16 protein-coding genes and 1 riboswitch are annotated in these 20,961 nt (G+C 65.2%); of the genes, 7 read left to right on the top strand and 9 right to left on the bottom strand.

The annotated features are described in order from the left end of the window. Window positions 1-27: 27 nt before the first annotated feature. Window positions 28-627 carry a 4'-phosphopantetheinyl transferase family protein gene (locus ABIA73_RS08150; RefSeq protein ID WP_080149549.1) on the bottom strand — a complete coding sequence of 200 codons (600 nt, stop codon included), beginning with the start codon at window positions 625-627 and terminating at the stop codon, window positions 28-30. An 84-nt stretch (window positions 628-711) separates the two neighbouring features. Here ABIA73_RS08150 and ABIA73_RS08145 point away from each other — a divergent pair, with 84 nt between their 5' ends. Continuing rightward, window positions 712-963 carry a GlsB/YeaQ/YmgE family stress response membrane protein gene (locus ABIA73_RS08145; RefSeq protein WP_025878785.1) on the top strand — a complete coding sequence of 84 codons (252 nt, stop codon included), beginning with the start codon at window positions 712-714 and terminating at the stop codon, window positions 961-963. Window positions 964-1,035: 72 nt separating this feature from the next. On the opposite strand, the gene xth is transcribed toward ABIA73_RS08145, so the two are convergent. From xth to ABIA73_RS08125, 4 genes are all read right to left on the bottom strand, one after another. Next, window positions 1,036-1,803, bottom strand: coding sequence for an exodeoxyribonuclease III (gene xth, locus ABIA73_RS08140; protein ID WP_354275626.1), 768 nt, complete (start codon window positions 1,801-1,803; stop codon window positions 1,036-1,038). Window positions 1,804-2,071: 268 nt separating this feature from the next. Continuing rightward, window positions 2,072-3,484 carry a coniferyl aldehyde dehydrogenase gene (locus ABIA73_RS08135; RefSeq protein ID WP_354275625.1) on the bottom strand — a complete coding sequence of 471 codons (1,413 nt, stop codon included), beginning with the start codon at window positions 3,482-3,484 and terminating at the stop codon, window positions 2,072-2,074. A 124-nt stretch (window positions 3,485-3,608) separates the two neighbouring features. Beyond that, window positions 3,609-4,151, bottom strand: coding sequence for a Tli1a family immunity protein (gene tli1a / locus ABIA73_RS08130; RefSeq protein ID WP_354275624.1), 543 nt, complete (start codon window positions 4,149-4,151; stop codon window positions 3,609-3,611). A 54-nt stretch (window positions 4,152-4,205) separates the two neighbouring features. Further along, entirely contained in the window at window positions 4,206-4,823 is a 618-nt protein-coding gene (locus ABIA73_RS08125; RefSeq protein WP_354275623.1) for a hypothetical protein, read from the bottom strand. A gap of 281 nt (window positions 4,824-5,104) precedes the next feature. On the opposite strand from ABIA73_RS08125, the gene ABIA73_RS08120 reads away from it, so the two are divergent. Together ABIA73_RS08120 and ABIA73_RS08115 are read left to right on the top strand one after the other, a co-directional pair. Continuing rightward, the gene (locus ABIA73_RS08120) at window positions 5,105-5,788 is read left to right on the top strand and encodes a hypothetical protein (protein ID WP_354275622.1); all 684 of its coding nucleotides are present in this window, start codon (window positions 5,105-5,107) and stop codon (window positions 5,786-5,788) included. A gap of 54 nt (window positions 5,789-5,842) precedes the next feature. Beyond that, a complete protein-coding gene (locus ABIA73_RS08115; protein WP_154231536.1) occupies window positions 5,843-6,478 on the top strand; it encodes a hypothetical protein in 636 nt (211 codons plus the stop codon). Between the two features lie 281 nt (window positions 6,479-6,759). Here the strand turns inward: ABIA73_RS08115 and ABIA73_RS08110 are convergent, their stop codons facing one another. Continuing rightward, a complete protein-coding gene (locus ABIA73_RS08110) occupies window positions 6,760-8,415 on the bottom strand; it encodes an MFS transporter (protein WP_025878778.1) in 1,656 nt (551 codons plus the stop codon). A gap of 113 nt (window positions 8,416-8,528) precedes the next feature. Then, window positions 8,529-9,950 carry a DcaP family trimeric outer membrane transporter gene (locus ABIA73_RS08105; protein WP_025878777.1) on the bottom strand — a complete coding sequence of 474 codons (1,422 nt, stop codon included), beginning with the start codon at window positions 9,948-9,950 and terminating at the stop codon, window positions 8,529-8,531. A 245-nt stretch (window positions 9,951-10,195) separates the two neighbouring features. Here ABIA73_RS08105 and acs point away from each other — a divergent pair, with 245 nt between their 5' ends. The 3 genes from acs (at window position 10,196) to ABIA73_RS08090 (ending at window position 13,929) form a co-directional block, all read left to right on the top strand. Beyond that, window positions 10,196-12,139: an acetate--CoA ligase gene (gene acs, locus ABIA73_RS08100; protein WP_025878776.1), complete on the top strand. Its 1,944-nt coding sequence runs from the start codon at window positions 10,196-10,198 to the stop codon at window positions 12,137-12,139. 81 nt (window positions 12,140-12,220) lie between these two features. Continuing rightward, window positions 12,221-12,886, top strand: a complete 666-nt coding sequence (locus ABIA73_RS08095) for a response regulator transcription factor (protein WP_006477308.1) — start codon at window positions 12,221-12,223, stop codon at window positions 12,884-12,886. A gap of 288 nt (window positions 12,887-13,174) precedes the next feature. Next, a riboswitch (yybP-ykoY riboswitch) is annotated at window positions 13,175-13,264 on the top strand. An 89-nt stretch (window positions 13,265-13,353) separates the two neighbouring features. Beyond that, complete coding sequence (locus ABIA73_RS08090) at window positions 13,354-13,929, top strand: manganese efflux pump MntP (RefSeq protein ID WP_032976929.1); 576 nt, start codon at window positions 13,354-13,356, stop codon at window positions 13,927-13,929. 72 nt (window positions 13,930-14,001) lie between these two features. Here ABIA73_RS08090 and ABIA73_RS08085 read toward each other — a convergent pair whose 3' ends face one another. Then, complete coding sequence (locus ABIA73_RS08085) at window positions 14,002-17,454, bottom strand: hybrid sensor histidine kinase/response regulator (RefSeq protein WP_025878774.1); 3,453 nt, start codon at window positions 17,452-17,454, stop codon at window positions 14,002-14,004. Window positions 17,455-17,713: 259 nt separating this feature from the next. Beyond that, complete coding sequence (locus ABIA73_RS08080) at window positions 17,714-19,861, bottom strand: S46 family peptidase (RefSeq protein ID WP_354275621.1); 2,148 nt, start codon at window positions 19,859-19,861, stop codon at window positions 17,714-17,716. Window positions 19,862-20,125: 264 nt separating this feature from the next. Here ABIA73_RS08080 and ABIA73_RS08075 point away from each other — a divergent pair, with 264 nt between their 5' ends. Continuing rightward, window positions 20,126-20,881: a hypothetical protein gene (locus ABIA73_RS08075; protein WP_354275620.1), complete on the top strand. Its 756-nt coding sequence runs from the start codon at window positions 20,126-20,128 to the stop codon at window positions 20,879-20,881. Window positions 20,882-20,961 lie beyond the last annotated feature (80 nt).

Raw genomic sequence — 20,961 nt, 5'->3', positions numbered from 1 at the left:
GCCGGTTTTCGCCGTTGATTCGCCGATTCACTGCGGATACCAGGCCAATGCGGCGCGGAATTGTCCGCTGGCCTGCCATTCGTGCAGGTGCCAGCGCGCGGCCTCGCCCAGCGCCGGGTCACACCAGCGCAGGTGCAGGGCGCCATCGTCGGCCGGGGCCAGCTGCAGGCGGTGCAGGCCGAAGGAAATGCCCTGCCCGTGCGCCTTCAGCATCGCTTCCTTGGCACACCAGACGCGGAAGAACCAGTGTTCGCGGTCGGCCTCGTCCAGGCCCTGCAGCCAGGCCACTTCGTCGGGATGGAAGAAGCGCTGGATGATTTCCAGCATGCGCGGGCGCGGCCGCAGCAGTTCCAGGTCCACGCCCAGCCGCACGCCCTCGCCCAGCGCTACCAGCAGCACCTCGCCGCTGTGGCTCCAGCCGGTGCCGTAGTGGGCGAGCGCGCCGCTCAGTTCCGGCCGGCCCTTGTCGTCGCGCACCAGCGGCAGCGCATCCGGATCGCCCCCCAGGGCCTGTGCCAGCACCTGCCGGGCCTGCGGCTCACCGCGCTGGCCGGGGACGTGCGGGCAGCGCCAGACGGTAACCGGACCAAACCGCCAGGGGCCCTCAAGGGTGGCTGGCAGGCTCATCCGCACGCGCCCATCACAGGATTGCACAGCGGGTTCACGGCATTGCGCGTCAACTGGACGCGGTTATCCACCGGAGAGTCGATCATGGGCATCATCATCTGGCTGATCGTCGGCGGCATCGTCGGCTGGCTGGCAAGCATCATCATGAAGCGCGATGGCCAGCAGGGCATCATCCTCAACATCGTGGTGGGCATCGTCGGCGCACTGATTTCCGGCTGGCTGTTCGGCGGCGGCATCAATGAAGCGATCACCCTGCGCACGTTCCTGTTCTCGCTGATCGGCGCGGTGATTCTTCTGGCCATCGTCAACCTGTTCACCCGCAAGAGCATACGCTGACGCGGCGGTAGTGCCGGCCGCTGGCCGGCAGATGCATCGCAACGGGCCCGGCAATCGCCGGGCCCCGTTCGTTCAACCCAATTCCACCCACGCCGGCGCATGATCGCTGGGACGTTCCCAGGTGCGCGGCTCGCGGTCGATGCCCGAGGCCACCGCAGTGCCCTTCAGCGCGTCGGAGACCAGGGTGAGGTCGATGCGCAGGCCGAGGTTGCGGCGGAAACCCGCTGCGCGGTAGTCCCACCAGCTGAAGGTGCCGGCCTCATCGTTGTGCAGGCGGAAGCCATCGTGCAGGCCCAGCTGCAGCAGCTTGTTCAGTGCGCCGCGCTCGGCAATGGAGGTCAGGATGTGGTTGTCGTTCCACACCTCCGGGTCATGCACGTCGCGCGCATCGGGGGCGATGTTGAAGTCGCCCATCACGATCAGCTTCGGATGCCGCTGCAGTTCTTCGGCGATCCACGCGTGCACCGCCTCCAGCCAGCGCAGCTTGTACTCGTACTTGTCGGTGCCCACGTCCTGGCCGTTGACCACGTACAGGTTGATCACCCGCAGGTCGCCGAAGGTGCCGGCGATGACCCGCTTCTGCTCGTCCTCGAAGCCGGGAATGCCGATCTGCACGTCCTGCGCCGGCTCGCGCGACACCAGCGCCACGCCGTTGTAGGTCTTCTGCCCGGCGAACACGCTGCGGTAACCGGCGGCGACCAGCGCCGAGTCGGGGAACTTGTGGTCCTCCAGCTTGGTTTCCTGGATGCCGACGATGTCCGGGCCGAAGTCCTTGAGCCACTGCTCCAGGTGCGGCAGGCGGACATTGAGCGAATTGACGTTCCACGAGGCGATTTTCATGCGGGCATTCTACCCGGGTGGGCTTGGGTAGAGGCCGACCTTGGTCGGCGCTTTGCTTCCCGCTGTTGCCTTCGTAGAGGCCGAACTTGGTCGGCGCTTGGGGTTCACGCGCGCCAACCAAGGTTGGCCCCTACCAGAACGGGCCGCGCGGGTTGGCCCCTACCGGTAGTGCCGGCCGCTGGCCGGCAACCCGATGACCCTTCCAGCAAGACCCTGCACCTGCCGGCCAGCGGCCGGCACTACCACTGGATGCACGCCTTGCCTGGATTCACCGCAGCAGCAGTTTCAACAACCCCGCAATCTTCGAATACGGTGGCCGCAGCCGATCACTGGCCGCCCAGCGCGACTGCCACAGCACCGGCAACAGCTTGCTCATCGCTTCAAACCCGGCCCGCCCGTGGTACGCCCCCATGCCACTGGCGCCCACCCCACCAAACGGCAAGCCATCGGCGGCGAAATGCAGCAGGGTGTCGTTGACCGTGACCCCGCCGGCCAGCACCTGGCCGAGAATGCGCTCCACCGTGGCCGTGTCGTGGCTGAAGGGATACAGTGCCAGCGGCCGGTCGCGGGCCACGATGTCGGCCAGCGCCGCATCCAGGTCCGGATAGGCGCGCACCGGCAGGAGCGGGCCGAAGATCTCATCGCGCATCAGGTCCAGGTCATCCGGCGGGTCCAGCACCACGGTCGGCACCAGCAGCCGCTCGCGATCGGCGCGCGCGTCATCCACCTGCGCCAGCGGAATCACCGGCACGCCGCGTTCGCGGGCTTGCGCCAGATAGCCCTGCAGGCGCCGGTACTGGCCCTCGTTGATGATTCGCGTGTAATCGTCGGCATCGCTGAAATCACCATAGCGCTCGCGCACCTGCTGCTGCAGCGCCTGCACGAACTCACGCTGGCGCACGCTGTCGATCAGCACGTAATCCGGCGCAATGCAGGTCTGGCCGGCGTTGAACCACTTGCCGGTGGCCAGCCGCGCAGCGGCTTTGTCCAACGGGAAATCGCGGCAGACGATCGCCGGCGACTTGCCGCCCAGTTCCAGCGTCAGCGGCACCAGATGATCGGCCGCCGCCGCCATCACCTTGCGGCCGACCGCGGTGGAACCGGTAAACACGAGGTGGTCCAGCGGCAACGATGAGACCGCTGCAGCCACGTCCGCCCCACCCTGCACCACCGCCACGCGATCGGGCGGAAACACGCTGGCCAGCAGATCGGCCAGGAACGCGCTGGTGCGCGGGGTGTGTTCGGAGGGTTTCAGCAGCACATGGTTGCCGGCGGCAATCGCGGTGGCCAGCGGCACCAACGCCAGCGTGACCGGATAATTCCACGGCGAGATCACCCCGACCACGCCCAGCGGCATCGGCCGCAGCTGCGCGCGCGCCGGCCATAGCTTCCAGCCAGCCGATGCCCGCTGCGGCTTCGACCAGCGCCGCAGGTGGCGACGCAGGTGGTCGATGGCCGACAGCACGCTCATGCCATCGGCCAGCTTCGATTCCACGTGGGCGCGGTGGCCGAAGTCTTCGGCGATGGCCTGGGCCATTTCGTCCATGCGGTCCTTCAACGCCGCGCGCAGGCGGCGCAGGTCGGCTTCTCGCTGGTCAAGCGACGGGCGCTGGGCCTGCCACGCGCTGCGCAGAGTGTGCAAGATGGCGGGGAGGTCGGTCGGCGTGGTGGTGGTGGTCATGGGCCGATTGTAGAGTCGAGCCGTGCTCGACTCGCATGCCAACCTTCACGCCGTGGCGCATGGCCTCATTCGGGAACCTCGCCACAAACGTGCATGCGTGCACCCTTCGCAATGAACGCGTCCATCACTGGGCCTTCTGCTGGTCGGTACGTTCTGCCGGGCATGACTGCGGTTCTGGCAATTCAAGCGGGGTCTTGATTGGGTACTCGGGGCTGCCGTAGGCGTAACAGGAGGTGGTGACCTGAATCTCATCACAGGGCAGGAAATGCACGGTGAGGCCGCAGACCTCCTGGTCGGTGTAATCCGGGACGGGGACGACTTTGCTGTGTCTGCGCTTCTGCGCCAGGATTTTTTCTCTCCAAGCCAGAACTTTGGACCAATCCTCTGTCCCAGGAAAATCTATTGTGCTTCCGGCACCCGTTTCCCAGTCAACCCGCACCGCCAGCCCCGGATACCAGCGCTCTGGTGCGCCGTAGCAGCAGGCTCCACCCCCGCCTTGATATGGGCCAATGATGTCAATGGCTGAACGGCCATCGACACTGAACCGGTTGATCGCCCAATGGGTGTGGTTGACGCCGTACATCGCACTGGCATCCACAGCGTCAGCAGATAAGAGCAGAGGTGGGCCAGCAAGAAATGCCAGTGCCACGCGCTTCAAAACAAACATCACTGAAACTCCGGAATGTATAGCCCTCATGCTTTGTCCGAGGGAACGAATGCGCTACTCAGGTGCAAACTTCCGCCTCCAGTCACGCAGCATCTCGACCTCCCGCGCGATCAGTGCTGATCCCACTGCGGGCGCGTCGGAGAACTGTTCGCCCGGCATTGGAATCCTCTTCAGGGAGACATTCCGATCACCTACGAAGAAGTGGGGCGTAAAGCAGTAGGCCTCATCGCCCGATTCCTTGGGCTGCTTCACCAACGTCGCAAAGATCGCATTCATCGGCATGCTCGGTTTGGCGACTGAACACCACGGATGCGACAAGACGATGTCCTGAATTCGCACGCCAGCCCGACGGAACTCCCTGGGACTGAAGACCTTTCCGAGAGAGACGCGATGTACCCGATAGGTGTCGTCTTCCGGCTGTGCCTCGACAAGCCATCCTGAGTTGTTATGCGACGTGCAACTGCAATCGCAGCTCACCAATGTTGCGTTTGGTACTGCGTCGTTCCAGGACAGCCAGACCGTCTCTGTCTCGCACAGTTGCTTGATTACGGGCGATCTTTCCTCGACTCGCAGCCTGCCCTGCGGCGCCAAGCCGTCGGCAGCTGCATGCATTTCTGCGTCGGCCGCTGACGCTGAGACAGTGATGATCACTGCCAGAAGTACGCTGCGCATGCCCGATCCGATTCGATGATTCACTCATGCTATGGGACGCACTGACGAATAGAGAAAATTCGGGCCATTTGCGTCAGAGGTTGGCAGTTCTGGCTAGCAATCCCAGTCTTCCGTGGGGCTGGATACGTCACCTCACACCGGCACGATCGAGTACTGGGCTGATATGTAGATTCGTACTTGTTTCATTGCCGCAGGACGTCAGCGTGCTGAAGGTAGTGTCCCACCTCCAACAACATGCGTAGATGCGACGCGCACATGCATTTCTGATCGGATGTCTTCTCATGGCCGGAGTTTCCGATGCCAGCGAGCAGTCCATTGATGTCGCGGCAATCGGCCTGAACGCCGAGCACGGACACATCCCATTGTTGGGCGACACCCTGGCCACCGTCGTCGGCGAGCTTGAGGGCGATGCCACACCCGGTGCCAGTATTGGCAGGGTGCTCGAGGCGCTTGCTGAGAGGCTCGAGCGTACTACCTGCCGTGTACAGATTCCCGTCAATGGCAGCTCACGTTCGTCCGGTGTGACCTGCGGCGGACCCGATGTAGACAGCCTCTTCTCGTTCTACATCGCCCTGCGGCGGGCGACGACACCCGCAGAGCACGATCATCGAGGCCGTCTCTTTCTGGATGCATATGCCAGATTGCTCGAGGATGCGCCGGATACCGCCCTTACGCGACCACGCGAAGATGAAGCGGTGGACGGGTTGCTGCATGTGCTCTTTCCGCTCCAGGCCTGGGACGAGAAGCTGAACATTCCACGCCATGACGTGCACTTCCCCTTTGTTCCCGTGTGCAACCTCGTTGCCGCTCGTGTTGCGCATTGCCCCGGCGTCGATCAGTTGCTTAATCGGATCAGACAAGCGGGCGATGAGAGTGAACAGCGAGCGTTCTGCATCAAGGAGTTTTCAAGACGACAGCTGGAGCAGGAAGGCGAATGCACAGAAGGGGCCGCCGCAAGCCGCTGATGCCCATGGCATCTTCCTCGCTTGCAAATGACCGTTTCCGAGAGGATGAGTATGTTGAGCCTGGTCTTCACTTTGCTCCCATCACTGGCTTCACCAGTGGACGCAAAAGCTGGCAACGAGAAGTGGACACAGGCTGGCAGTGACATCACGCTGCGGTATGACGGTGAGGAGAACGGTCGCTACCGGAACGTGTCGGTCATGAGGCATGGCAAGCTGGTGCGTCGGATAGAGCTGAGCGAGCGCTCCTACTCTCTGTTCGAACACGATGCCGATCCGGCGACGTCTCCTGACGGCCGGTATGTGCTTGTCACTGACGTGGAATCCGGTGAGGTCGCTTCTCCGGATGGAGATCGCTTCATGCATGAGGTTCCGTACTGTGGGTTCATGAACACGCGCAGCGGTTGCATGGTTACGCGGCAGACCGGCCAGTTCTGTGGCGGGTCATTCAATGACATTGGCAACTGGGCATCTCCCGGCCTCCCACCTGTCACCCTGACCGAAGAAGGCGCTACCGCAGAGGATTATGCGTCAGGTCATCGGAGTCCTTCGGATGCGCCCGATGGTTCCCTCGACAATCTGCTTCGTTGCGACCCGCCGGGTCCACGCAACAGAGACCACTACAGGAAGCTGATCGACGCGGGGATCTTTGGCGTCACTCCCTCGCAGAGGCAAGCGCTGTACGGCGATTAGCATCGACCGTTGGTCGACCGCTCTCGGCTCTACCTCGCACTGCCTCTGGAGGTAGAGGTCAGAGCCCTTTCGCCTGCGAAAGGGATCCGACCCCGGTCGCGATACGGGCGGTGGCTTCGGATGCTTGTCAACCGCGATGAAGGCATTCAGCGCTGTTTGTTCGTGTCTGCGGAGTTTTGTGCCGCGCGTTGCGCGGTCGCCGAGCATGGCTCGGCGCTACAGGGAAACGAAAAGGCCGTGGTCTGCACCACGGCCTCTCCTTCATTCGATGAACATCATTCTTACTTGGTGATGTCCACGTTCTTCGTCTCGCGCAGGAACAGGCCACCAATCACCACCGACATCAGCGCGATGATGATCGGGTACCACAACCCGTAGTACAGGTTGCCGGTACCGGCCACCAGCGCGAACGAGATCGCCGGCAGGAAGCCACCGAACCAGCCGTTGCCGATGTGGTACGGCAGCGACATCGAGGTGTAGCGGATGCGGGTCGGGAACAGTTCGACCAGGTAGGCGGCGATCGGGCCGTAGACCATGGTCACGTACAGCACCAGCAGCCACAGCATCAGGATCGTGCCTGCGTAGTTGATGCGCGAACCATCAGCCTTGGCGGGATAACCAGCGCCGGTCAATGCTGTCTTCAGCTCGGCACCGAACGCGTCGGCCTTGGCCTTGCCTTCTTCCTTGGTCAGGCCAGCGGCCTCGTACGAAGTGACGCTGGCACTGCCCACGTTGACCATCGCCAGCGAACCAGCAGCGGCCGGCTGCACGTCATACGGCACACCGGCCTTGGTCAGCGCGGCGGTGGCGACGTCGCAGGAGCTGGTGAACTTGCGCAGGCCCACCGGATCGAACTGGAAGGAGCAGGTGGTCGGGTCGGCCACGACCAGGGCCGGCGAACTGCTGCGGGCCTCTTCGATGGCCGGGTTGGCGAAGTGGGTCAGGCCCTTGAAGATCGGGATGTAGGTGATTGCGGCCAACAGGCAGCCGGCCAGGATGATCTTCTTGCGGCCGATACGGTCGGACAGCCAGCCGAAGAAGATGAAGAACGGCACGCCCAGCGCCAGCGCGGCGGCGATCAGCAAGTAGGAGGTGGTGGCATCGACCTTCAGCATGCTGCTGAGGAAGAACAGCGCGTAGAACTGGCCGCCATACCAGACCACCGCCTGGCCCGCTGCGGCGCCGAGCAGCACCAGCAGCATCAGCTTCAGGTTGCCGCCCTTCAGGCTGTCACGGAACGGCGTCTTGGAACCCTTGCCCTCCGACTTCATCTGCTGGAACAGCGGCGACTCGCTCAGCTGCAGGCGGATCCACACCGACACACCCAGCAGCACGATCGAGACCAGGAACGGAATGCGCCAGCCCCAGGCTTCGAACGCTTCGTTGCCGAGGAAGTAGCGGCAGGCCAGGATGATCAGCAGCGACATGAACAGGCCGAGGGTGGCCGTGCACTGGATGAAGCTGGTGTACAGGCCACGCTTGTCGTCCGGCGCGTGTTCGGCCACGTAGGTCGCCGCACCACCGTACTCGCCGCCCATGGCCAGGCCCTGGGCCAGGCGCAGGATGATCAGGATCACCGGCGCGGCGAAGCCGATAGAGGCGTAGTTGGGCAGCACACCGACCAGGAAGGTCGAGATGCCCATGATCAGGATGGTGACCAGGAAGGTGTACTTGCGGCCGATGCGATCGCCGAGGCTGCCGAAGAAGGCCGCACCGAACGGGCGCACGAAGAAGCCGGCCGCGAAGGCCAGCAGGGCGAAGATCATGCCCGTGGTTTCATTGACGCCACTGAAGAACTGCTTGGCGATGATCGCCGCAAGCGAGCCGTACAGGAAGAAGTCGTACCACTCGAAAACGGTGCCCAGGCTGGACGCGAAGATGACCTTCTTGTGTCCCTGGGTTAGTTGGGCTTTCGCCGGTGCAGGTGTTGTGGACATGGGAAGCTTTCCCTCTGTAGGTGCCGACCTCGGTCGGCACGCAGTCTAGGTAGGTGCCGACACCATTGGTCGGCACTCATTCTTGGTAGGTGCCGACCCTGGTCGGCACTCCTTTAGAAGCTGTACTTCGTAGTGAACTGCAGACGGGTGATATCGCCCTTGTTGCCGTTCTCTATCTCGCGCTTGCCGTACATCAGCTCGGCACCGACATCGACCTTGGGCAGCGGCGAGTAGAAGATGTTGCCGCGGATGCTCTGCACGCTCTTGGTCACCAGCGGGCCGAGGATGCTGTCGTTGTCGTAGTCGCTGCGCGCGTAGATCAGGTTGGTGCGCAGCTTCGGCGAGAACGCATGGCGCCAACCGACATAGCCGGCGATCACACCGGTCGGGTTGAGCTCGTCACGGGCCACGTCATAGGCCGAATCCGCAGTAATGCCCAGGCCGATGTAACGGGCGATGCCCTCGCCACCGGTGAACTGGTAGTGCAGCGAATCGCTGTCACCCATCACCCACTTGCCGCCCAGGGTCAGGCCACCGGCCACCTTGTCGGCCTTTGCGCCGGTGGCCTGGTTGTCGACCTTCAGCTGACGGACGATACCGCCAACACCGAACGTGCCCCAGTCACCCTTCCAGCCATAACGCAGGGTCAGGTCCGGCAGGCTGCCGCGATCGGAATTGGCGCTGGCATTGGTCCAGGCGCCGGTGACCGGATTGCGCGTACCGGTGAGGGTGGTCGTTTCCGGATTCTCCAGCGCGACGCTGAAGCCACCCTGGGTGTAACGCACCTGCGCCTGGCGCACGAAGATCACACCATCGGTGGGACCGACGAAGTCGACCGCTTCCGGCAACGACGCCGCATCCATGAAGTTCGACCAGGTCTGGCCGGCCATCCAGTTGTTCCAGTACATGTACGCATGGCGCAGGGTCACGCCATAGGTGTTGGTGGCGGTCTGGTTGCCCAGCGAGTTGCCGAAGAAATCCATCTCGAAGAACGCGCCGGCCTTGTTGCCCGACTCGCTGACGTTGTCGATGCCCAGGTTGAAGCGCGAGAACTTGGCGTGGGCGTTGTAGTCCACGTCCGAGCGCTTGCCGCTGCCGCCGGCGCCTTCCACCGGAGTCTGCCCGGGCAGGTACAGCGAGCGGCCGGTGGCGTCGTCGGCCAGCTGGCCATCGCTGGTCTGGGTGGCCAGGAAATCGGCCTTGATGAAACCGCCGATCTTGACCGTGGTGCCCGGCGCCGCGCCGGGGGTGATGGTGGTGACCTGGATCGGCTGCTTGCCCGCAGGCACCGCCGGCTTCTGTTCGGCCTGCAGCGTGCGGACGTCGGTGACCGCCTGCTGGGTCTGCACGATCTGGGTCTGTTGCTGCTGCTGCGACGCCAGCAGCGCCTGCACCTGCCGCTCCAGTTCGGCGACGCGTGACTCCAGTGCCTTCTCTTTGGCGGTCTCGGCGAACGCCATGCCCGGTGCGACCAGGGCGACCAACAGGCAGGCCGCCAAAGGTGTGCGCACGGCTTTCAACGTACGGTGGCTCATGTTGCCCTCTCTCCCAAGTGGCAAGGTGATGCCGCGCGTGGGGCACGGTCGAGCCGAGACTGCGGGGCGTTTGCACGCACCGGCTATTGGCCATTGGTCGAACCCGGGCCTGCAGGGCCCCGACTTTCGACCAAGGTCTAACCGAAGTGGTGACGCGACCGGGGGTGGATGGGGCAAACTGAGGGGGAACGGCTGCTGCAATGCTGCGGCTGCACACACAAAGTCAACGTGCAAGTGAGGGTGCCATGGCTGATCTCTACCCTGTCGATCCGCAGTTCGCCGCCAAGGCGCGTATCGACAAGAACACCTATGAACAGCAGTACCAGGCCTCGGTGTCCGATCCGGATGCGTTCTGGGGCAAGGCCGCCGAGCGGCTGGACTGGTCGCGCAAGCCGACGAAGATCAAGAACGTCAGCTACGACCTGTCCGACTTCCACATCAAGTGGTTCGAAGATGGCGAGCTCAACGCCAGCGTGAACTGCCTGGACCGCCAGCTGGAAAAGCGCGGCGACAAGACTGCCCTGCTGTTCGAGCCGGACAGCCCGGACGCGCCGGCCCAGCACGTGACCTATCGCGAGCTCTACGAGCGCACCTGCCGTCTCGGCAACGCGCTGCGCAACCTGGGCGTCAAGAAGGGCGACCGGGTCACCATCTACCTGCCGATGATCGTCGACGCTGCCGTGGCCATGCTGGCCTGCGCGCGCATCGGTGCGATCCACTCGGTGGTGTTCGGTGGCTTCGCCCCGAATTCGATCGCCGACCGTGTCAGCGACTGCCAGAGCAAGCTGATCATCACCGCCGACGAAGGCCTGCGCGGTGGCCGGAAGATTCCGCTGAAGGCCAACGTCGATGCGGCGCTGAAGCTGCCCGGCACCAATACCGTGGAAACCGTGCTGGTGGTGCGCCACACCGGCGGTGCGGTGGACATGCAGGCCCCGCGCGACCGCTGGTTCCATGATGTGGTCGACAGCCAGCCGGCCAGCTGCGAGCCGGAACCCATGAACGCCGAGGATCCGCTGTTCATCCTCTACACCTCCGGTTCCACCGGCAAGCCGAAGGGCGTGCTGCACACCACCGCCGGCTACCTGCTGTACGCGGCGTACACCCATGAAGCGGTGTTCGACCTGCGCGAGGACGACATCTACTGGTGCACCGCCGACGTCGGCTGGGTCACCGGCCACAGCTACATCGTGTACGGCCCGCTGGCCAACGGCGCGACCTCGCTGATGTTCGAAGGCGTGCCGAACTACCCGGACACCTCGCGCTTCTGGAACGTGATCGACAAGCACAAGGTGTCGATCTTCTACACCGCCCCCACCGCCATCCGTGCGCTGATGCGCGAAGGCGAGGAGCCGGTGAAGAAGACCTCGCGCGCTTCGCTGCGCCTGCTTGGCAGCGTCGGCGAACCGATCAATCCGGAAGCCTGGCGCTGGTACTACGAAGTGGTCGGCGACAGCCGTTGCCCCATCGTCGATACCTGGTGGCAGACCGAGACCGGCGGCATCCTGATCTCGCCGCTGGCCGGTGCGATGGATCTGAAACCAGGTTCGGCCACCCTGCCCTTCTTCGGCGTGCAGCCGGCCCTGGTCAATGCCGATGGCGAGATCAAGGACGGCCCGACCGAAGGCAACCTGATCATCCGTGACTCCTGGCCGGGCCAGATGCGCACGGTGTACGGCGACCACCAGCGCTTCATCGACACCTACTTCCGCACCTACCCGGGCAGCTACTTCACCGGTGACGGCTGCCGCCGCGACGAAGACGGCTACTACTGGATCACTGGCCGCGTGGACGATGTGATCAACGTGTCCGGCCACCGCATCGGCACCGCCGAAGTGGAAAGCGCGCTGGTCTCGCACCCGAAGGTGGCCGAAGCCGCCGTGGTCGGCTTCCCGCACGACGTGAAGGGCCAGGGTATCTATGCCTACGTCACCCTGGTGGCCGAAGAAGCGCCCAGCGACGAGCTGCAGAAGGAGCTGGTCGCCTGGGTGCGCAAGGAGATCGGGCCGATCGCCACGCCCGATCACCTGCAGTGGGCGCCGGGCCTGCCGAAGACCCGTTCGGGCAAGATCATGCGCCGCATCCTGCGCAAGATCGCCGAGAACGCACCGGACCAGCTCGGCGACACCTCGACCCTGGCCGATCCGTCGGTCGTGGCGTCGCTGGTGGACGAACGCAAGGTGCGTTGATGTGCTACCCGGGGTCGGATCCCTTTCCACAAGGAAAGGGCTCTGACCCCATCTGCTTTCCCCCCACGGTTCCCCCCGACCATGACCACCCTCCTGATTGCCGATGACCATCCGTTGTTCCGCGAAGCCCTGCGGGGTGCCGTGCAGCGGGTCATTCCGGGCGTTCAACTGTTCGAGGCCGACAGCGTGGAGGCGCTGTATGCGCTGGCCGACCAGCACAACGACGCCGACCTGGTCCTGATGGATCTCAACATGCCCGGCGCACAGGGCTTCAACGCACTGGTACACATGCGCTCGCTGCATCCGCACCTGCCGGTGGTGGTGGTGTCCGCACGCGAAGAAGCCACGGTGATGCGGCGTGCACTCGACCATGGCGCGCTGGGCTTCATTCCGAAATCCGCCGACTCGGACACCATCGGCCATGCACTCGGCACCATCCTCGATGGCGAGACCTGGGCGCCGCCGGAAGCACACAACGTGCCGCCGACCGGCAGCGAAGAACGCGAAGTCGGCCAGCGCCTGCGCGAGCTGACCCCGCAGCAGTTCCGCGTGCTGCAGATGTTGGGTGCGGGCCGCTTGAACAAGCAGATCGCCTACGACCTCAACGTCTCCGAAGCGACGATCAAGGCTCACGTGACCGCGATCCTGCGCAAGCTGGGCGTGACCAACCGCACCCAGGCGGTGCTGATGGCCGGCAAGCTGGCGATCGACGACGACGCCATCGTGCTGCCGCCGGAAGAAGACTGAGGGTTCGTGCCGGCCGCTGGCCGGCAATCGCCTGTACCTGTATCACCGCTGCGCTCGCCGGGCATGGCCCGGCGCTACCGGAAACTGCTCTGGTGGGTGCCACGCTTGCTTGGCACGCTCTCGCCGTTGCATGTGCCGGCCAGCGGCCGGCACTACCCGCTGCGCCCGCCGGGCATGGCCCGGCGCTACCGTATCGCGCGTGGTATAGCCATCGCTATACAAACCAGCCGTGCCTGCGCGTTTCGCACGAAATGCGCCACGCGCGGATCGCGGTGCTAAGCTTCGCGTCCCCTTGGGGAGTAGCCGGATTCCTACGCAGGAATCGTCCACGTCAACATACTCGGCCAGTGCGCCGTGGCGTGGACAACCATGATGGTTGGCGAGACCAGCGGCCCGCGCGCGCAACGTCAGGTTGGGCGCGAGCGCGAGCCGTGCGTCCGTCCTTGCCCGACCTTCTGCTGCCGCCCATGTCTCCTGTTTCGATCCTGCTGATCGGCTTTGCCATGTCCACCGATGCCTTCGCTGCCGCAATCGGCAAGGGTGCCGCCATGCGCAGGCCGGTGTTCCGTGATGCGCTGCGCGCCGGCATCATCTTCGGCGTCATCGAGGCGATCACGCCCATCATCGGCTGGCTGCTCGGTCGTGCCGCCCTGCAGTACGTCGAAGCCTTCGACCACTGGATCGCCTTCGGCCTGCTCGGCGCACTGGGCATCCACATGATCTACAACGGCCTGCGCCCTGACAGCGGCGAGGACGATGAGGATCCGTCGCAGCACCATGGCTTCTGGAAGCTGGCACTGACCGGCTTCGCCACCAGCATCGACGCGATGGCGGTGGGCATCGGCCTGGCCTTCATGGACGTGCATATCGGCGTGATGGCGGCGGTCATCGGCCTGTGCACGCTGACCATGGTCACCGCCGGCATCATGCTTGGCCGCGCACTCGGCAGCATGGTCGGCAAGCGCGCCGAAATCATCGGTGGCGTGATCCTGGTGATCATCGGTGCGACGATCCTGTACGAACATCTGCACGGCGTGGCGTAACCTGCCGGCGATTGCGAGGTTGCCGGCCAGCGGCCGGCACTACCGGGCTCGTCATCCGCGTGTGGCGTGGATTCAGTCGTTGTCGCGGGTATCCCGCAACGCGCCCAGGAACGCGCGCAGCGAGGCTGGCTTGATCGGCTTGGTCAACAGGCGATAGCCGCGCTCGCGTGCCATCCGCTTCAGTTCATCGCGGCCATCGGCGGTAAGCAGCGCGCCGGGCAATGGATAGCCCGCCGCTTCGCGCAGTGCCACCAGTGCATCCAGGCCATCCATGCGATCGTGCAGGTGGTAGTCCACCAGCATCACCTGCGGACGCTCGGCGATCTTCTGCAACGCCTGGTCCACCGTCGATGCGGTGATCACCTGCACCTGCCAGCGCCCCAGCAGCGCGCGCATGCCATCAAGGATCTCCTCGTCGTTGTCCACGCACAGCACGCGCAGGCCGGCCAGCGAATCGCTGCGGATCGGCGGTGCGGCCTGCGCCACGGTGAGCGCTTCGGTATATCCCGGCAACGGCGCCACCCGCGGCAGGATGATCGAGAACATCGATCCACTGCCAACCCGGCTGCGGGCATTCAAGCGATGGTCAAGCAGGCGCGAGATGCGCTGGCAGATCGACAGGCCCAGCCCCAGGCCCTGCTCGCCCCAGTCGAACGGCTGCTGGTAGCGGTGGAACTCATCGAAGATCTGTCGCATGTGGTGTTCGGGAATGCCGGGGCCGGTATCCCACACCTGCAGCTCCACTTCGTCGCCGCGCTGGCGCACGGCCAGCACGATGCGCCCCTGCCGCGTGTAGCGCAGCGCATTGGCCAGGAAGTTCTGCAGCACGCGGCGCAGCAGGCGGCGATCACTGCGCACCCAGGTGGTACGCGCGAACAGATCCAGCCGCAGCCCACGCCCGGCCGCAACCGGCGTGTACTGCGCGGCCAGCTCACGCATCAACGCGCTGACATCGAATTCACCGATCACCGGATGCAGGCCACCAGCATCCAGCCGCGACACATCCAGCAGCCCATCCAGCAGCTCTTCGGCCGCACGCAGCGACGCATCCACGCGTTCGGCCAGGTGCCGCTGCTCATCACTGACATGGTCGCTGTCGCGCAGCGCCGAAGCGAACAGCCGCGCCGCATTCAACGGCTGCAGCACGTCATGGCTGATCGCCGCCAGGAAGCGGGTCTTCGATTGCTGTGCGACTTCCGCAACATGCGAGCGCTCGGCCACGCGCTGTTCCAGTGTTTCGTTGGCTTCCAGCAGCGCCCTTTCGGCGTGCTTGTAGTCGGTGATGTCGTTGTAGCTGGTGACGTAGCCGCCGCCGGGCAGTGCCTGGCCACGCATTTCGATCACCTTGCCATCGCTGCGGGTGCGCTCGAACACGTGCGGCGAACCGGCGCGCATATAGCCGATGCGGCGGTTGATCTGCACTTCGATGTCGCCCTCGCCCAGCTCGCCACGCTCGGCGTTGTAGCGGATCAGATCCGCCACCGGGCGGCCCACGTAGAGCATGCCGTCGGGATAGCCGAACATGTCCTGGTAGCGCCGGTTCCACGCGGTCAGGCGCATGTCCGGGTCGACCACGCTGACGCCGGCGCTGATGTTTTCCAGGGTGGTCGACAGGATCTCGCGGTTGAAGCGCAGTTCCTGCCCGGCTTCGTCCAGCACCGCCACCACTTCGCCCAGGTCCATGCCGGAGCCACGCAGGAGGCTGGTCAGCAGCAGGCGCGCGGACGCCGCCCCGATCGATGCGGCCAGCAGGCGCTCGGTGAACTGCACCCACGGCCGGTCCGCCGGTGCCGAGGACTGCAGCTCGCGCCCCAGCGACTGCGCCTGTTCGAAGAACGAGCGCCGCGCATGGCGCTCGCCGACCACGCGCGAGGCCAGTGCCAGCAGGTCACCCACGTGCACGTGGCCCGGCCAACCACCGGCCACTGAAGGCCGCTCGGCATAGGGATCGAGGAAGGGCGCAGCGCGCAGACGCTCATCCACGCCCGGACGCCAACGCGCCGATACCAGCATCATCGTCGCCGCGTTGACCAGCAGCGACCAGAACGTGCCATGGGTCAGCGGGTCCCAGCCGGTCATGCCGAACAGCTGTTGCGGCCGCAGCCAATCGATGCCGAACGGACCATGCTGCACCCAGCCTGCATCCATCCAGCCGGCCATGGTCATCGCCGGCAGCAGCAGGGTGTACAGCCAGGTGGCGAAGCCGAGCAGCATGCCGGTCTCGACGCCACGACGGCTGGCGCCGCGCCAGTACAGGCCACCGATCAGGCCCGGCGCGAACTGCGCCACCGCGGCGAACGCCATCAGTCCGTACGAGGCCAGCGTGCTGTCGTTGCTGCTGCTGCGGTAGTAGCTGTAGGCCATCAGTGCCAGCAGCAGGATCGCCAGCCGGCGGATCCACAGCACCCGCGAGGCGACATCGGCCGCTTCCTGGTGGTCGCCACTGCGACGCAGCAGCACCGGCATCACCAGATCGTTGCTGACCATCGTCGCCAACGCGATCGAGGACACGATGACCATGCCGGTGGCGGCAGAGAACCCGCCGATATAGGCGATCAGTGCCAGCGCGTTGCGGCCCTCGGCCAGCGGCAACGCCAGCACCATCGAGTCGTCGGCCACGCCGCTTCCGGTCCCGAACAGGCTGATGCCGGCCGTGGCGATCGGCAGCACCATCGCCGAGATCAGGACCAGGTAGCCGCCGAACATCCAGCGCGCGCGGCGCACGTCGCGCACATCGCCGCACTCCACCACCGCCACATGGAACTGGCGCGGCAGGCAGATGATGGCCAGGAAACTGAGCAGCGTCTGCGAAATGAACCCCACCGGCGGAAGCCCGGTGAACAGCGTATGCACCGACTCCACCACCGCCTCGTTGCGGTCGCTGAGCCAGACATAGGCGAACACGCCCACCGCCACCATCGCCACCAGCTTGATCACCGACTCCAGCGCGATGGCCAGCATCATGCCGTGGTGGTGTTCGGTGGCGTCCACCTGGCGGGTACCGAACAGGGTGGCGAACAGCGCCATCAGCAACGCCACGTACAGGGCTGGATCGCTGAAGAACCCGGTCGGGCCGGTGTTGCCGGTCAGTACCTGCAGGCTCATCGCCACCGCTTTGTACTGCAGGGCGAGGTAGGGAATGATGCCGATCAGCGCGATGATCGCCACCAGCGCCGCCAGCCGCCGCGAGCGGCCGAAGCGCGAGGAAATGAAGTCAGCGATGGAGACCACGTTCTGGCTGCGCGCGATCAGCGCCAGGCGCTCGATGATGCGCCAGCCGAACAGCAGCAGCAGCAACGGACCGATGTAGATCGGCAGGTAGCCCACGCCATTGCGCACGGCGGTACCGACTGCGCCGTAGAAGGTCCACGACGAGCAGTACACCGCCAGCGCCAAGCTGTAGACGACCGGCCGCAGCCACGGCCGGTCCGGGTACATCGGCCGACGGTCGCCCCACCACGCCACGCCGAACAGCAGCGCAGCGTAGGCAACCGAGACCAGCAGCAGGATCCAGCTGGAGACCAAGCGCGTGTTTCCGTCGGAGGAGGGGCCAGTAGATCACGACCGTTGATCGTGATGGTAGGTCACGACGGGGGGTCGCAAAGGTGGGTCACGACCGTTGGTCGTGGCAGAGGCGTCCGTGCCCACCAACGGTGGGCACCCACCAGAGGAAAAGGTGGGCACCCACCAGGAAACGGTGGGGACCTACCAGGAAACGGCGGGGACCTACCGGAAGACGGTGGGCACCTGCCGGGAGATCGTGGGCGCCTACCGGGAACCGGCGTTATTCCGCCGGAACGCCCATTTCCTTCAGCAGTTCAGGTGCCGGGTAGACCTTGGCCAGCAGCCAGCGCAGGTAGCGCATGTCCACGTGCACGGCGCGCTTGTAGCGGGGGTCGAACCACCAGCTGGCACTGACCGACTCCCAGTTGCTGTCGAAGTTCAGGCCGATCAGTTCGCCCTTGGCGTTGAGCACCGGCGAGCCGGAGTTGCCGCCGGTGGTGTCCAGGTTGGTCAGGAAGTTGACCGTCTGGGTCTTCAGCGCGGGGTCGGCGGTGCTGCCGAAGTCACCCTCGGCAATCGCGGCCAGCAGCGGCTTGGGGGCATCGAACGGATAGGCGTTGGTGTTCTTTTCGACGATGCCGGCCACGGTGGTCACCGGCGAATAGGTCACGCCATCACGCGGGTGCAGCGCTTCCACCTTGCCGTAGCTGATGCGCAGGGTGCGGTTGGCATCCGGGTACACCGCACGGCCCTGCTTGGCACGCCAGGCGAACAAGGCCTGCATGTAGGCCGGGCGCAGGCGCAGCTGTTCGCCTTCGCGGGTCTTGCTCTCGTTTTCGATGCGCAGCTGCGCGGCCACCAGCGGGCCGGCCACGGCAATCAGCGGATCGGCGGCCAGCGCCTTGCCTTCGCGGGCAGCGGCGAAGCGGGACAGGCGCTGCGCTTCGTCACCCAGCTGGGTGCCGGCATACAGCGTGTCCAGCGCCTGCGCCAGCTGTGCCGGGGTACGGCCGAAGGCCGTGTCGAACTCGGCCACGCGCTGCGCATCCGGCAGCTGCTGGTAGCGCGTCAACAGGGTGGTCAGCAGCGCCTTCTCGACCTCGGGTGCATAGCGGCGCTGCACCTGCTTCAGCACGCCCTCGATCATCGCCTGGTCGCGCTGCTGGTAGCCGGTCTCGCGCTGCGCATCCGGCTTGGCCGATTCAATGCGCAGGCGTTCCAGCAGCAGCGCCGAGCGCAGCAGCTGGCTCTGGCCGGCCATCTGCTCCAGCAGCAGGTCGCGCTCGCCCACCGCCGCGCCCTGCGACAGGTTGGCCAGCAGCGCCTTGATGTCGCCCTGGTACTTGCGGTCGGTGGCGGCCAGCATCGCCTGCTCGTCGGCCGCACGCTGGGCCTTGGCATCGCTGCGCAGCAGCCCTTCCAGCTCACCGGCGGCGCGCTTGCGGTTGTTCTTCAGCGACTGCAACTGCGAGGCATAACGGGTACGTGCCTGCGCATCCTTGGCACTGGACGCTTCGATGGTGTCGATCATCTGCTGGAACACCGACACCCGGCGCGGCAGCACGGTATCGATCTGGCCAGCGAATTCGGCGGCGGTGCGATGGCGGTAGGTGATGCCCGGGTAACCGGCCAGCATCGCGTAGTCGCCCTCCTTCGGGCCTTCCACCGACATCTGCAGGTGCGCCGGTGCCTGGTAGGGCACGTTGTCCTTGCTGTAGGCGGCCGGCTTGCCGTCCTTGCCCACGTAGGCACGCAGCAGGGTGAAGTCGCCGGTGTGACGCGGCCACATGAAGTTGTCGATCTCATCGCCGTAGTTGCCGATCGCGCGCGGCGGCGCATAGACCAGGCGCACATCGCTCAGCTCAAGCTGGGCGATGCGGTAGAAGTCGGTGCCGTAATACATGTTGGCCACCGAGCAGCGCACGCTGCCGTCCTTCTCGCACTCGGCCACGATCTGCTTGCTGGCTGCATCCACCGCGTCGAAGTACGCGCGGCCGGTCTTGCCCTTGGCCTGTGCCAGCACCTGGTCAGTCACCTTGTCGAAGCCGACGGTCACCAGCACGCGGAAGTCCGGATTGGCCGGACGCTCGTCGGCGCGACCCTTGGCGATGAAGCCATCGTTGATGAAGTTGTGCTCGGGCGAGCTGTTGTACTGGATCACGCCCATTGCCACGTGGTGGTTGGTCAGCAGCAGGCCATCGGCCGACACGAACGAGCCGGTGCCACCGCCGGCACGCACGACCGCACTCAGCGGCGGCGCGGTCACGTTGGCCAGATCGGCCGGGTTGCCCTTGAAGCCGGCCGCCTGCAGCGGCTTGGCCAGCTCCGGCAGCTGGGTCGGCATCCACATGCCTTCATCGGCGTGGGCGCCAGCGGCGAGGGTCAGGCCCAGGGCCAGGGCGGTGGGGAGGGCTTTGCGTGGCGACATGAGGCAATCCGGTACGACAGAACAGCCCGGGACCATAGCTGCTGGGGCCGGATGGGGCAACGGCCGATGGTTGGGGGCACCGATGCTGGCTAGAATCAGGCACGGATACCAGGGAAGGACCGATGATCGCAGGAATCGATCTGGGCACCATGCATTCGCTGATCGGCGTGAAACGCGCCGATGGGGCAGTTCTGTGAACAGGCCCGCTACGCACAGCTCGGCAGCGGAAATCCTGCGTGGCACGCCGCAAGGAAATCACGACGCATGAATGATGAAGCCGCAGTGACGGGGCCATCTGCCGCCGAAGCGCTTGCCGACCGCATCGTCCGCCACGGGCAGCAGCACGATCCGGCAGATTTCGCAGCCTGGCTGCAGCAGTCCCCGGAACTGCAGGCACCCGCGGATGCCCGCGCGGTGAAGCTGGCAACCTGGCAACGGCTGATGAATGGCACCACGCCGTTTCCGCAGGCGAACTTCGAGCAGCTGGCCGACCGCTTCCAGTGGTATGACCGGGGCAATATCCGCGAGTGCTACGACATGGCCGCCCTTGGCCACAGCATGCACGTGCGCTGGTTGCTGTTGCGAGGTAACGAGGTTGCTCTTGCTCGCTACATGCATCGCGATGATGCACCGGTTTCCGTAGCACAGGCCCGCGTGCGCGTGGCTCGGTTGAGTGGGCGCTGGCGACCACTACGTGCACGGTGGCAGGCGCGGTCAGCGCACACGCGACGCGAGATGCGCGACACTCTGCACTACCTGGTCGGCGAGCCGATCATGTGGTTCGTGGTTCCGCCGCCGCCGTTGCAGCGCAAGCAAGTCCTGTTCTGGGCGGCAGCGGCCGGTAATCGGCTGCATTCAGCGCCGCGCCGCCGACTGCCCCTGTGGCAGCGTGTTGTCGTGGCGCTGCTGTTGGCGTGCACCCTGCTGGGCGCCTTGGCGATAGCCCACAGGGCTTCTATCGCCAGCCCCAGCGATACAAGGGGAGATCGCTTGGTATTGCAGGCACCCGCCAGTACGTGAGCGATTGATCGGCAGCGGCACTGTACTCGGCATCATCCACCAGTGCTTCTTGAGTGCTTCTTGCAACGCTTCGCTCCGAT

Source organism: Stenotrophomonas sp. 2694 (genome assembly GCF_040548715.1).
In the GTDB taxonomy this organism is placed as follows: Bacteria; Pseudomonadota; Gammaproteobacteria; order Xanthomonadales; family Xanthomonadaceae; genus Stenotrophomonas; species Stenotrophomonas indicatrix.
Note: the sequence above shows the minus strand (reverse complement) of the source record. Positions and strands in the feature narration are given on the sequence as shown.